9 protein-coding genes are annotated in these 13414 nt (G+C 54.3%); 8 read left to right on the top strand and 1 reads right to left on the bottom strand.

The features are described 5' to 3' along the window. The first annotated feature begins 206 nt into the window (after nt 1-206). The 4 genes from pyc (at nt 207) to glcF (ending at nt 7880) form a co-directional block, all read left to right on the top strand. Nucleotides 207-3674, top strand: a complete 3468-nt coding sequence (gene pyc, locus HCZ99_RS01750; protein ID WP_167445182.1) for a pyruvate carboxylase — start codon at nt 207-209, stop codon at nt 3672-3674. A gap of 16 nt (nt 3675-3690) precedes the next feature. Next, a complete protein-coding gene (locus HCZ99_RS01745) occupies nt 3691-5175 on the top strand; it encodes an FAD-linked oxidase C-terminal domain-containing protein (protein WP_167445934.1) in 1485 nt (494 codons plus the stop codon). 120 nt (nt 5176-5295) lie between these two features. After that, the gene (gene glcE / locus HCZ99_RS01740; RefSeq protein WP_167445181.1) at nt 5296-6558 is read left to right on the top strand and encodes a glycolate oxidase subunit GlcE; all 1263 of its coding nucleotides are present in this window, start codon (nt 5296-5298) and stop codon (nt 6556-6558) included. Then, the gene (gene glcF / locus HCZ99_RS01735; RefSeq protein WP_167445180.1) at nt 6558-7880 is read left to right on the top strand and encodes a glycolate oxidase subunit GlcF; all 1323 of its coding nucleotides are present in this window, start codon (nt 6558-6560) and stop codon (nt 7878-7880) included. The genes glcE and glcF overlap by 1 nt, the downstream gene beginning before the upstream one ends. A gap of 116 nt (nt 7881-7996) precedes the next feature. Here the strand turns inward: glcF and HCZ99_RS01730 are convergent, their stop codons facing one another. Continuing rightward, the gene (locus HCZ99_RS01730) at nt 7997-8296 is read right to left on the bottom strand and encodes a hypothetical protein (RefSeq protein WP_167445179.1); all 300 of its coding nucleotides are present in this window, start codon (nt 8294-8296) and stop codon (nt 7997-7999) included. A gap of 418 nt (nt 8297-8714) precedes the next feature. On the opposite strand from HCZ99_RS01730, the gene HCZ99_RS01725 reads away from it, so the two are divergent. The 4 genes from HCZ99_RS01725 to pstB all read left to right on the top strand — a co-directional run bounded on the left by HCZ99_RS01725 (nt 8715) and on the right by pstB (nt 13409). Next, the gene (locus HCZ99_RS01725) at nt 8715-9746 is read left to right on the top strand and encodes a PstS family phosphate ABC transporter substrate-binding protein (protein WP_167445178.1); all 1032 of its coding nucleotides are present in this window, start codon (nt 8715-8717) and stop codon (nt 9744-9746) included. 136 nt (nt 9747-9882) lie between these two features. Next, a complete protein-coding gene (gene pstC, locus HCZ99_RS01720) occupies nt 9883-11262 on the top strand; it encodes a phosphate ABC transporter permease subunit PstC (RefSeq protein WP_167445177.1) in 1380 nt (459 codons plus the stop codon). Continuing rightward, on the top strand, nt 11255-12604 hold the full coding sequence (gene pstA / locus HCZ99_RS01715) for a phosphate ABC transporter permease PstA (RefSeq protein WP_167445176.1): 1350 nt from the start codon (nt 11255-11257) through the stop codon (nt 12602-12604). Before pstC ends, pstA begins: the two co-directional genes overlap by 8 nt. Nucleotide 12605: 1 nt before the next feature. Next, nucleotides 12606-13409, top strand: coding sequence for a phosphate ABC transporter ATP-binding protein PstB (gene pstB / locus HCZ99_RS01710; RefSeq protein WP_167445175.1), 804 nt, complete (start codon nt 12606-12608; stop codon nt 13407-13409). Nucleotides 13410-13414: the final 5 nt, after the last annotated feature.

Raw genomic sequence — 13414 nt, 5'->3', positions numbered from 1 at the left:
AGTCGCCTGCCCACCGGGCGCCAAAAACTTTGGATGCACTGCACACGTTTTCTGGGTGCATGCATTCCGATCCGCCACATTAGGTATGGCGTTGTAGGCATCCCGCACCGCAACGCATTCCGGGACCATATCGTGGCGTTCACTTGGTTTTGGCAGGCGCGCACAGGACGTTCCTGCCATAAAAATCTGGTAGGAGCCCGGTGTCCATGACCCGTTCAGCACCAAAGCGTATCCGTAAACTTCTCGTCGCCAACCGTGGCGAAATTGCTATTCGTGTTTTGCGTGCCGCAAACGAACTTGGCATTCGTACAGTTGCGATTTTCTCTGACGAAGACCGTTTCGCCCTGCACCGTTTCAAAGCTGATGAAAGCTATACGGTGGGTAAGGGCAATAAACCCATTCGCGCCTATCTTGATATCGAAGATATCCTGCGTGTTGCGCGCGATGCCGATGTAGATGCCATCCATCCCGGCTATGGTTTTCTGTCGGAAAACCCCGATTTTGCCGATGCTTGTGCCGAAGCCGGCATTCAGTTCATCGGCCCTGATTCCGATGTGATGCGCCTTTTGGGCAACAAGGTTTCCGCCCGTAATTTGGCCGAAACCGCCGATGTGCCGGTGATGCCCGCATCTGCCGCCTTGCCCGAAGACATGACCGAAGTCGCCAAAATTGCCGAGGATGTCGGCTATCCGCTGATGCTGAAAGCAAGCTGGGGCGGCGGTGGACGCGGCATGCGTGTCATTGAAAACAGCAAGGATCTGGCAAACCAGGTTCTGGGTGCGCGCCGCGAAGCCGAGGCCGCCTTTGGCAATGGCGAAGTCTATTTTGAAAAGCTGATCCGCCGTGCTCGCCACGTCGAAGTCCAGCTTTTGGGCGATAATCACGGCACCTTGGTGCATCTGTATGAACGTGATTGTTCGGTTCAGCGCCGTAACCAAAAGGTGGTCGAACGCGCACCGGCCCCTTATTTGGATGATGCACAGCGCAAAGAAATCTGCGATGCCGCACTTCGGTTGGGCAAGGCCGCCAATTATGTGAATGCCGGTACGGTCGAATTCCTGATGGATGTCGACACATCCAAATTCTATTTCATCGAGGTCAACCCCCGCATTCAGGTCGAACATACCGTGACCGAATGTGTGACCGGCTTTGATTTGGTCAAGGCGCAAATCCTGATTGCGCAAGGTGGCCGGATTGGCTTCCCGTCTGAAACCGGTATTCCGTGGCAGGACAAAATCAAACTGCGCGATCATGCGCTTCAGTGCCGTATCACCACCGAAAACCCCGAAAACAATTTTGTCCCCGATTACGGGATCATCAAGGTGTATCGCGGCGCCAACGGGTTTGGCATTCGCCTCGATGGCGGCACGGCCTATTCCGGGGCGGTGATCACACCGTTCTATGACAGTATGTTGGAAAAGGTCACCGCCTGGGGCAGCACACCGCGCGAAGCCGTAGACCGCATGGACCGGGCCTTGCGTGAATTCCGTATTCGCGGTGTTGCCACCAACTTGGCCTTCCTTGAAAACCTGATCAATCACCCGAAATTCCGGGCCGGGGAATATACCACCCGGTTTATTGATGAAACGCCCGATTTGTTTAAATTCGTGCGTCGTCGGGATCGCGCCACACGTCTGTTGCGCTTCATTGGCGAAGTGGCCGTCAATGGCAATCCAGAGGTCGAAGGCCGCGTTGTGCCAACGAACCTGAATGATCCGGTGATGCCAAAATCCATCGATCTGGATGAAATTCGCCCGGGCACCAAGCAAAAGCTGGATCAATTGGGCCCAGAAGGCTTTTCACGCTGGATGAAGGATCAGGAACGCGTCCTGATTACCGATACCACCATGCGTGATGCCCATCAGTCGCTGCTGGCGACCCGTATGCGCACATACGACATGCTGAAAATCGCACCGTATTACGCCCACGGCTTGCCTGAATTGTTCTCGCTTGAATGTTGGGGCGGGGCAACGTTTGACGTGGCCATGCGGTTCTTAAACGAAGATCCGTGGGATCGTCTGGTCAAGCTGCGTGAACGCGTGCCCAACATCCTGACACAGATGCTTTTGCGCGCCTCAAACGCGGTTGGCTATACGAACTACCCCGATAATGCGGTGGAATATTTCGTAAAACAGGCTGCTGATCACGGGATGGATGTTTTCCGCGTGTTTGATAGCCTCAACTGGGTTGAAAACATGAAGGTCGCCATGGAATCGGTGCTTAAAACCGATAAACTGTGCGAAGCGACCATTTGTTATACTGGCGACATCTACGATAAAAGCCGCCCGAAATATAACCTTGATTACTACGTCAATATGGCGCGCGAGCTTGAAAAATCGGGTGCCCATATTCTGGGGCTTAAGGACATGGCCGGTGTACTGCGTCCGGCGGCGGCCACCGAACTGGTCACCGCCCTTAAGGACACGGTCAATATCCCGATCCATTTCCACACCCATGACACCAGTGGCATTTCGGCGGCCACGGTCATCGCGGCGATTGATGCCGGGGTGGATGCGGTCGATGCGGCAATGGATTCCATGTCGGGCCTAACGTCACAGCCCAACCTTGGTTCGATTGCCAATAACTATATCGGGCAGCCCCGTGACCCGGGCCTCAATACCGAGGCCCTTAAAGAAGTCTCGACCTATTGGGAACAAGTCCGTCGCTATTACGCCGGCTTTGAAAGCGACATTCGAAGCGGCACCTCGGACGTCTACGTGCATGAAATGCCCGGTGGTCAATATACCAACCTGCGCCAACAGGCGCGTGCGCTGGGCATTGATGATCGCTGGCCCGAAGTGTCCAAGGCCTATGCCGCGGTCAACAAGATGTTTGGCGATGTGGTGAAAGTCACGCCAAGCTCCAAGGTTGTCGGCGACATGGCGTTGATGATGGTGACATCGGGTCTGTCCGAACAAGATGTCCTTGATCCGAAAAAGGATATTACCTTCCCCGATAGCGTCATTTCCTTCTTCCGCGGTGAAATCGGTCAGCCGGTTGGCGGCTTCCCGCCAGCACTTCAGCGTAAGGTGCTGAAAGGGGCCGAAGCCCTTTCGGATCGTCCGGGTAAATCCCTGCCGCCGATTGATTTCGAAGCCACCCGCAAGGAAATTGAAAAGAAAACCCATCGCAACACCAGCGATGCCGAGGTTGCATCTTATGTGATGTATCCCAAGGTGTTTCTTGATTACGCCGAACACCGCAGCCACAACGCCGATGTTTCTGTGCTGCCAACCCCGGTCTTTTTCTATGGGATGAACCAGAACGATGAAATCTCGGTTGATCTGGAAAAGGGCAAGACACTGGTCATTCGTTATCTGACCACGTCCGAAGGCGGCGATGACGAAGGTCAACGTACGGTGTTCTTTGAACTGAACGGCCAACCCCGAACCGTTAAGGTCGCGGACAAAACCCTTGCTGCCACCGGTAAGGTCCGGCCAAAAGCCGAAGACGGCAATAAACTTCACATCGCCGCCCCCATGCCGGGGCTTGTGGTTGAAGTTCATGTCGACGAAGGCCAGAAAATCAAAGCCGGTGACGTTGTGTGTTCGCTCGAAGCCATGAAAATGGAAACAGCGGTGCACGCGGAAAAGGACGGCACGGTTGCAACCATCCACGCACCTGCCGGCACACAAGTCGACAGCAAGGACTTGCTGGTCGAAATGACGGAGTAACCACGCGATGCTTAGGATGCCTGAGCCTGATCAACACACCCTCGCAAAGCGCAAGGACATCATCGCCGCCATGAAGGATATTATTCCGACACCCGGCGGTGTGATTGTCGATGAAGATCAGCTCAGGCCCTATGAATGCGATGGTTTAATGGCGTATCGGCAATTGCCGATGATTGTGGTCCTGCCCGAAAATACCGGGCAGGTCGCCGCCATTTTGAAATATTGTCATACCCATAAAATTCGTGTTGTGCCGCGCGGGGCGGGAACCGGCCTTTCGGGCGGGGCCTTGCCGATGGCCGATGCGATTACGATCAGTATGATGAAATTCAACCGTGTGCTTGATATCGATTGGGATAACCGTGCCGCTGTTGTGCAGCCCGGTGTCACCAACCTTGGCATCACCCGGGCAGTTGAACATAACGGATTTTATTACGCACCTGACCCATCCAGTCAGATCGCCTGTTCAATCGGCGGCAATATCGCCGAAAATTCCGGCGGGGTGCATTGCCTGAAATACGGGCTGACCACCAACAATGTGCTTGGCGTCGAAATGGTCACCATCGAAGGCGACATCTTACGCGTCGGCGGTAAGGGTCTGGATCAAACCGGGTATGACCTTTTGGGTCTTATAACCGGCTCCGAAGGTCTTTTGGGCATCGTGACCGAAGTCACCGTGCGCATTTTGCGCAAACCCGAAACAGCGCGCGCGCTTTTGCTGGGCTTTAATTCCTCCGAAGACGGTGGCAATTGCGTTGCCGAAATCATCGCCGCGGGCATCATTCCCGGCGGTCTTGAAATGATGGACGCCCCGGCGATCAAGGCGACCGAGGATTTTGTTCATGCCGGATATCCCCTGGATGTCGAGGCGTTGCTGTTGGTCGAACTTGATGGCCCCTTGGTCGAAGTCGATTATCTGATCGACCGTGTCGGGCAAATCGCGACCGATTGTGGGGCGATCTATTCGCGCATTTCCCAAAGCGAAGAAGAACGCCTGTTATTCTGGTCGGGCCGCAAAAATGCCTTTCCGGCGATTGGGCGTATTTCACCAGATTACATGTGCATGGATGGCACGATCCCGCGCGGCCGCTTGGCCGAGGTTTTAACCGGCATGCAAATCCTGTCGCAGCGGCACGGTCTTCGCGTGGCCAATGTGTTTCATGCGGGGGATGGCAATTTGCACCCGCTGATCATGTTTGATGCCAACCAACCGGGCGAACTTGAACGCGCCGAGGCGTTTGGCAGTGACATTCTGAAACTATGTGTTCAGGTCGGCGGCGTGTTGTCCGGCGAACATGGGATCGGGATCGAAAAACGTGATCTGATGGGCGAAATGTTCACCAGTGATGACATGAAGCACCAAGAACGCATCAAAATGGCGTTCGACGAAGACCAATTGCTTAATCCCGGCAAGGTATTCCCGACCTTGCATGGCTGTGGGGAACTTAAAACCCTGCATGCCAAGGCCGTGGCCGACAAATTCCCAACCATCCCGCGGTTCTAAACACCGTTCGGATGGCACAATAAAATAAGAAAAAACGATCAAAAATGAAGACGACAAAAACGTGTGATGGGTTCCCGCAGTCCCGATCATACGTATCAGGAGAGGAAAAGAGACACCGCCATGGTGGATATTTTAACCCCGACGACGCCAGACCAGCTGCGCGAAGCTGTTGGCTGGGCGCTTGGCGCAAAAACCCCGCTTGAGGTCATTGGATCGGGCAGCAAGCGATCCTTTGGTCACGCAGTTCAGGCCGATACGGTTTTGGATTGCTCTGCCCTGTCGGGCATCTTGTTTTATCAGCCCGAAGAATTGGTGATTTCGGCGCGTGTTGGCACACCGTTGGCCGATATTAAGGCCGCGTTGGCCGAAAAAAATCAGCAATTCCATTTTGAGCCCGGAAATTTTCCAGCCCTTTTGGGGGATGGCGCAGCCACTGATGCTGGTACCATTGGCGGCCTTGTCGCCACCAACATTGCTGGGCCACGCCGGATCAAGGTTGGCGCCGCCCGTGATCATGTTCTGGGTTTTGAGGCCATTTCTGGCCGGGCAGAGGATTTTAAATCTGGCGGGCGGGTGATGAAAAACGTCACCGGCTTTGACTTATCAAAACTGATGGCGGGATCGTTTGGCACCTTGGGGGTGATGCATACCGTCACCCTAAAAGTCATGCCGTGCGATGAACAATCCGCCACCATTCTTGTGACCTGTGACGATCCGAAAACCGCGGGCACCATCATGACGGCCGCACTGGGCAGTGAAAACGAAGTGTCCGCCGCTGCATGGATTTCATCAGCCGATATCACATCACTTGATGTGCCATTGGCCTTGGAAATTGGCAGCGGTCTGGTGGCGGTGCGCGTCGAAGGCCCGACACCATCGGTTGCTTGGCGGATTGATGCCCTGTGTAAACACCTCGCGCAATATGGTGAAACCCGCCCGCTGGCGGAAAGTTACAGCCAACGTCTGTGGCAATGTGTCGCTGACGTAAAACCGTTTATCCCAGCCGCTGACGCCAGTGCTGATAACGCAAGCCTTCTGTGGCGGGTGTCGGTGCCCCCGGCATCGGGCGGCGAAATTGCGGCGCGCTTGATGGATGTGACCGGTGGCCGGGTGATCATGGATTGGGCTGGTGGGCTGATTTGGCTGCAAATCAATGGATTGGATGCCTTTGCCCAACAGGTACGCGATATTGCGATGACGGTTGATGGGCAGGCGGTTCTTGTCCGGGCACCGGCATCCATGCGCCAACGCATTTCGGTGTTTCATCCCGAAAATCCGGCCTTGGCCCGCATCAACGCCAAGATCAAAGACAATTTCGACCCCGAAGGCATCCTTAATCCCGGGCGCCTTGCCCCATCAAGCACAATGGGGGAGGGCGCATAATGCAAACCAACTTCACCCCGGCCCAGCTTGAAAACCCCATGATCGCCGAAAGCGAACAGATCCTGCGCAAATGCGTGCATTGCGGGTTCTGCACGGCGACCTGTCCGACATTCGTCACCCTTGGCGATGAACTTGATAGTCCGCGTGGGCGGATTTACCTGATTAAGGACATGCTCGAAAATGACAAACCGGCAACCGATCGGGTGGTAAAGCATCTTGATCGCTGTTTGTCCTGTCTGTCTTGCACGACCACCTGTCCATCGGGTGTGGATTACATGCATCTGATCGATAATGCGCGTGCCCATATCGAACAGACCTATGACCGTCCCTTGGGCGATAAGCTCCTGCGCAAAATGTTGTCGGTTGTTGTGCCAAGCCCGACCTTGTTTCGCCTGTCGATGCTCGGCGCAAAATTCGCCGCACCATTTGCCAAACTGATGCCCGGCCGTCTTAAGGGCATGGTTAAAATGGGCGCGCGGTCGCTTCCGACACCAAGTTGGGTCGATAAACCGCAAATCATACCGGCCATTGGCGAACGCAAAGGCCGCGTTGCCATCCTGACCGGCTGTGCCCAACAGGTTCTTGAAACCGAAATTAACGAATCGACGGTGCGTCTGCTCACCCGTCTTGGGATCGAAGTCGTCGTTGCCAAGGGTGCGGGCTGTTGTGGTTCACTTGTCCATCATATGGGCAAGGAAGAAAAATCCCACCATCAGGCCAAGGGCAATATCGATGCCTGGACGGCTGAACTTGCCGGGGATGGTCTTGATGCTGTGGTCATCACCGCATCGGGCTGTGGCACGACGGTTAAGGATTATGGCCATATGTTTGCCCGTGATCCCAAATACGCCCAAAAGGCCAAAACCATCTCGGCGCTTGCGCGCGACATCACCGAATACCTGACCCAGATTGATGTTGATCCCAACGCCTTTGCCAAGGCCGATCATGGCAATCTGCGCGTGGCGTATCATTCGGCCTGCTCAATGCAACATGGTCAAAAAATCGTCCGCGAACCGCGTGATCTTTTGAAAATGGCGGGATTTGAGGTCGCCGAAATTGCCGAGGGACATTTATGTTGTGGCTCGGCCGGGGTTTATAACCTGTTGCAGCCGGAAATCGCCGGGCAGCTACAAGATCGCAAACGGGCAAATATCCGCCATACCCTCCCCGACCTTGTTGCGACCGGGAATATCGGCTGCATGATTCAGATTGAAACAGATGATCTGAAAGTCGTTCATAGCGTCCAGTTGCTTGATTGGGCAACCGGCGGGCCGCGCCCCGCAAAGTTAAAGGGCGTTGAACCTCAACGGGGCCGGGGCTAGTCGCGCGGTCCGAACATATGGCCCATGCTATCAGGCCATAAATAAAGTCGGCGGACCCGCATCAGGTCGCCGACTTCTTTATCTCTCGATATTGGCCTCATCGCAGGGCGATGGTGTCAGGACTCTTTACCAAGCAGGCTTTGCGCAATGCCCTCGGCTGCGGATCCTTCGGAACCGTCCTCGGCAAAGGCGGCGGTTTTATCGCGGATCCACTGCAACACCTCGGCTTCGTCAACGCCGACTTTTTGCACCATCAGCGCCAAGATCGCCTCCATCGCCAAAACATGTGACGAGATGTTGTTGACGGCGATATGCAGCTCATCGATATGCGTTGCTGCCGCTTGTGACATGTCCCCCAAATCGCCCGACAGCTTCTGGATCAATTCCTGAATTTCGTCGATGGAAGCATTGCTCATGTCGTTCTCCTAAAGTGTCGCGCACATCAATTCATGGTGCCGTGACAATGTTTTGCTCTGCGTAAGACTTGCGTGGAACGCGCCACATGTAAAGTCTTAGCTGGCCTTTCGCCCTGATCATCCGCGCATTGTTACAACGCCAGCTTGGGCAAAACGTCCTTTGTTACAGTTTTTGTCACAAAATTCCGCCTGCCGCGCATTTTGCGGTGAAAATCGGTGAAAATGCCCGGAAAAACGATAAGCTCGAAAATAACTAAGTATCTGATTTTAAAGTGCTAAATGACACAATTTTTCATCAAAAATGCGTTGTCACATAAGGTTAACAAAAGCGACACAATACCGTAAGCACCCAGCGGTAGAGTCCGGCTCGCAGATCGTTGCACCGTTCCAAACCGGAACTACCATTGGGGAATATACCATGAAGAAGACTCTTGCTGTTGCGGCGCTGATGAGCGTTGCCTTTGCTGGCGCGGCCCAAGCACGTGACCAGATTCGTATCGTTGGTTCGTCCACCGTTTTCCCGTTTGCAACCGCAGTTGCAGAAGAATTCGGTAAAACCACCTCGTTCAAAACTCCGGTTATTGAATCAACCGGTTCTGGCGGTGGTTTGAAACTGTTCTGTGCCGGTGTTGGCGAACAGAACCCGGACATCACCAACGCTTCGCGTCGCATCAAGAAGTCCGAAGTTGAAACCTGCGCCAAAAACGGCGTTGAAGAAATTACCGAAGTCAAAATCGGTTATGACGGGATCGTTCTTTCGAACTCGAACGAAGCCGAACAGCTTGACCTGACCAAAGAGCAGATCTTCCTGGCTCTTGCGAAAATCGTTCCGTCCAAAGATGGCAAGTCGCTCGTAGATAACTTCTACAGCACCTGGTCTGAAATCGACCCGAGCCTGCCGGACGTTAAAATCGAAGTTCTCGGCCCGCCGCCGACCTCAGGTACGCGTGATGCCTTCACCGAGCTGGTACTTGAAGAAGCTTGTGAAGAATTCCCGGTTATCGCTGAACTCGAAAAATCCAACAAAGACAAATTCAAAGCTGTCTGCGCTGGTGTTCGTGAAGACGGTGCCTACATCGAAGCTGGCGAAAACGACAACCTGATCGTTCAGAAGCTCGAAGCCAACAAAGACGCATTTGGCATCTTTGGCTTCTCCTTCCTCGACCAGAATGGCGACAAACTTCAGGGTTCCTTGATCGGTGGCGTTGCACCGACCTTTGAAGCCATCTCGGCTGGTGAATATCCGGTTTCGCGTTCGCTTTACTTCTACGTAAAGAACGCTCACGTCGGTACCATTCCGGGCATGATGGAATATGTTTCGGAATTCACCTCGGACAAAGCATGGGGCGAAGAAGGTTACCTTGCTGACCGTGGCCTGATCCCGATGGATGCCAAAGAACGCGAAGCTGTTCATAACGCTGCGATGAACCTGTCGCCGCTGAGCATGTAACGTGATACTTCAACCGGTGGCGGCACGGGTCGCCACCGGTTTCTTTGTTTCCAGACTTGATTAATTTATTGTTTTTGTTCTACCTGCCCATACCATTTGATTTCTGCAGGCTCACCAGGCAAACGGATCTAACGTAATGTCCCTGTCTTTTCTGTTGCTCGCGGTTGCAGCACTTTGTGTGCTCTCCTTTTATTTCGGGCGTCAGCGGGCGATAGCCCTTTCGGGCGGTCGGTACAGTAACCTTCATTCATTGCCCACGCATTACGGGATGTATGTCGCGTTATGGTGTGGCCTTCCTGCGTTATTGTTGCTGGTTGTCTGGTACATGTTCCAGGGATCGATCATCGAAGCGATGATTATTGCGGACCTGCCAGCCGAAATCACCGGTGACCCCGGTAAATTGTCGCTTGCGCTCAACAGCATTTCCTTGATCGCCGAGGGCGGTGGACAGCACTTAACCGTATCACCAGAAGTGGTCGATGCCGGTCGCCGTTTGGCCCGCTTGCACACCATTGCCAATGCGGCCTTGATTGTGGTGATGCTCGCCAGTGCATCGGTCGGCATTATGTTATCGTACCGCAAAATTGATCCGGAAATGCGCGCGCGCAATAACGTCGAACGCATTTCACGCTGGATCATGATTGCCTGCTCAGCGATTGCGATCCTATCGACCGTGGGCATTGTCTTTTCGCTTCTGTTCGAAGCCCTGCATTTCTTTAGCAAGATCAGCCCGCTTGAGTTCCTCTTTGGTCTGGAATGGAGCCCGCAAACCGCGATCCGCGCAGATCAGGTGGCCTCTGACGGTGCCTTTGGCGCGATCCCGCTCTTTGTCGGCACCTTGCTGATTACCCTGATTGCGATGGCGGTTGCCGTACCCGTCGGCCTGTTTTCTGCAATTTATATGGGCGAATATGCGTCATCGAAATTCCGCTCGGTCGCGAAACCCGCGCTTGAAATTTTGGCGGGTGTTCCGACGGTTGTGTATGGCTTCTTTGCCGCGCTGACCGTCGCCCCGTTCCTGCGTGATAACGGTGCGATCATCGGTCTTGATGTCAGTTCCGAAAGTGCGCTGGCGGCGGGGCTTGTGATGGGGGTGATGATCATCCCATTCGTTTCATCGCTGTCTGATGATGTGATGTCCCAGGTGCCGCAATCCTTGCGCGATGGCTCTTATGGGCTGGGTGCTACGAAATCGGAAACAATCCGTCACGTGATTTTTCCGGCGGCCTTGCCCGGTATCGTGGGCGCGGTTTTGCTGGCGGTATCGCGCGCCATTGGCGAAACCATGATTGTGGTGATGGCTGCTGGTTTGGCAGCGAATTTGACCGTTAACCCGCTTCAGGCGGTGACAACTGTGACGGTTCAGATCGTAACCCTTTTGGTCGGTGACCAAGAATTTAACAGTGCAAAAACACTCTCGGCCTTTGCGTTGGGGCTGGTTCTTTTCCTTGTCACCTTGGGTTTAAACGTCTTTGCCCTTAAGGTTGTTCAGAAGTATCGCGAGAAATATGACTGATATGGCATCTCTGATGGAAGATAGAGCCGCGGCCAAGGTGATCTCGGACAATCTGCACAAGCCGGTTGACTGGGACAGCCCGAAAATTGCCCGTAACATCAAAAAACGTTACGCCGCAGAACGTCGCTTTAAGTTTTATGGCCTTGCTGCAATCGGTGTTGCATTGCTGGCGCTGTTTGTCTTGGCCGGCTCGATTGGCTCAAAGGGCTATACCGCCTTTTTCCAGACCTATGTTCAGCTTGAAATCACCTTTGATCAGGATGCGATTGATCCTGACCGTACTGGCGATCCAGCCGTGATTGGCAAGGCCAACTTTGATGGTCTAATCAAACAGGCGCTACGCGAACGGTTCCCGCAGGTTACAGGCCGTCAGGAAAAACGCGATCTTTACAGCATCGTTTCGGGCGGCGCGTCTTATGACCTGCGCGAACGTGTGATGGAAAATCCCGGCCTGATCGGGCAGACGCGGAAAGTTTGGCTGATTTCCGGCGATGATTTCGACATGCTCAACAAAGGTTACATCAGTGCCGACGTTGAAGAAGGCAACCGCCGTCTCAATGACGAAGAAATTGCTTGGTATGACGCGCTGAAGTCGGACGGTGCGGTGGAAAAACAATTCCACACCCGCTTCTTTACCAATGGTGATTCTCGTGAACCGGAACTTGCCGGTATCTGGGGCGCTGCTGTTGGTTCGCTTTATACCTTGATGGTGACCTTGGCGCTTTCCTTCCCAATCGGGGTGTTGGCCGCGGTCTATCTCGAAGAATTCGCACCGAAAAATCGCTTCACCCAAATTGTCGAGGTCAATATCAACAACCTCGCTGCGGTGCCGTCAATTGTCTTTGGTTTGCTGGGGCTTGAGGTCTACCTCAATGTCATGCATCTGCCGCGCTCAGCCCCGGTTGTTGGTGGTTTGACCTTGGCCCTGATGACCTTGCCAACAATTATCATCGCATCCCGCGCAGCGATTAAGGCGGTGCCGCCGTCGATCCGTCAGGCCGCACTTGGTCTTGGGGCGTCGCCGGTTCAAACCGTGACCCATCACGTCTTGCCGCTTGCGATGCCGGGTATCTTGACCGGTACGATCATTGGCATGGCGCAGGCCTTGGGTGAAACCGCACCGCTTTTGATGATCGGCATGGTGGCCTTTATTGTTGATATCCCGGGTGGGGCGCTTGATCCGGCGACGGTTCTCCCGGTGCAAATCTATCTTTGGGCTGACAGCCCAGAGCGTGCCTTTGTCGAGAAAACCTCGGCGGCGATTATGGTTTTGCTGGCCTTCCTGGTTCTTATGAACGGATTGGCCGTGTATCTGCGCAAAAAATTTGAACGGAAGTGGTAAAATGGCTGCTGTATCCCAGAGCGCAATGACGGCTGAGCCGTCGGTCGCAAGCCCGAAAATGACGGCCCGTGACCTTAATCTTTCCTATGGCGACAATCAGGCGCTGTTTGATGTCAATCTTGACATCGTTGAACGTCAGGTCACCGCACTTATCGGCCCGTCAGGCTGTGGTAAATCCACCTTCCTGCGCTGCATGAACCGCATGAACGACACGATTGATGGGGTGACGATCAAGGGCGAAGTCACCCTGGATGGTCGCGACATTTATGACAAACGCATCGACGTTGTTCAGTTGCGTGCGCGCATTGGCATGGTGTTCCAAAAGCCAAACCCGTTCCCGAAAACCATCTATGACAACGTGGCCTATGGCCCGCGTATTCATGGCTTGGTCAATTCGCGCGACGAGCTTGATCAGATCGTGATGACCTCGCTGGAACGTGCGGGCTTGCTTAAAGAAGTCAAAGACCGCCTTCAATCGCCAGCCACCGGTCTTTCGGGGGGGCAGCAGCAGCGTCTTTGCATTGCACGCGCGGTCGCGGTCAGCCCGGAAGTCATCCTGATGGATGAACCATGCTCGGCCCTTGATCCGATCGCAACGGCGAAAGTCGAAGAGCTGATCGACGAATTGCGGTCAAACTACACCATCGTGATTGTGACCCACTCCATGCAGCAGGCTGCACGTGTGTCGCAACGCACGGCCTTCTTCCACCTTGGCAAGTTGGTCGAGGTTGGTGAAACCGATCAGATTTTCACCAATCCAAAAGACGAACGCACCAAGGGTTACATCACCGGCCGCTTCGGTTAAGCGCC

The sequence above is a fragment of the Thalassospira lucentensis genome, from assembly GCF_011806425.1.
Classification (GTDB): domain Bacteria; phylum Pseudomonadota; class Alphaproteobacteria; order Rhodospirillales; family Thalassospiraceae; genus Thalassospira; species Thalassospira lucentensis_B.
The sequence above is the reverse complement of the archived record's forward strand: the minus strand, read 5'-3'. Positions and strand labels throughout refer to the sequence as shown.

Excerpts from the sequence above, each read along its gene's own strand:
- pyc (WP_167445182.1), top strand. The coding sequence starts at position 207 with ATGACCCGTTCAGCACCAAAGCGTATCCGTAAACTTCTCGTCGCCAAC.
- HCZ99_RS01745 (WP_167445934.1), top strand. The coding sequence starts at position 3,691 with ATGCCTGAGCCTGATCAACACACCCTCGCAAAGCGCAAGGACATCATC.
- glcE (WP_167445181.1), top strand. The coding sequence starts at position 5,296 with ATGGTGGATATTTTAACCCCGACGACGCCAGACCAGCTGCGCGAAGCT.
- glcF (WP_167445180.1), top strand. The coding sequence starts at position 6,558 with ATGCAAACCAACTTCACCCCGGCCCAGCTTGAAAACCCCATGATCGCC.
- HCZ99_RS01730 (WP_167445179.1), bottom strand. The coding sequence starts at position 8,296 with ATGAGCAATGCTTCCATCGACGAAATTCAGGAATTGATCCAGAAGCTG.
- HCZ99_RS01725 (WP_167445178.1), top strand. The coding sequence starts at position 8,715 with ATGAAGAAGACTCTTGCTGTTGCGGCGCTGATGAGCGTTGCCTTTGCT.
- pstC (WP_167445177.1), top strand. The coding sequence starts at position 9,883 with ATGTCCCTGTCTTTTCTGTTGCTCGCGGTTGCAGCACTTTGTGTGCTC.
- pstA (WP_167445176.1), top strand. The coding sequence starts at position 11,255 with ATGACTGATATGGCATCTCTGATGGAAGATAGAGCCGCGGCCAAGGTG.
- pstB (WP_167445175.1), top strand. The coding sequence starts at position 12,606 with ATGGCTGCTGTATCCCAGAGCGCAATGACGGCTGAGCCGTCGGTCGCA.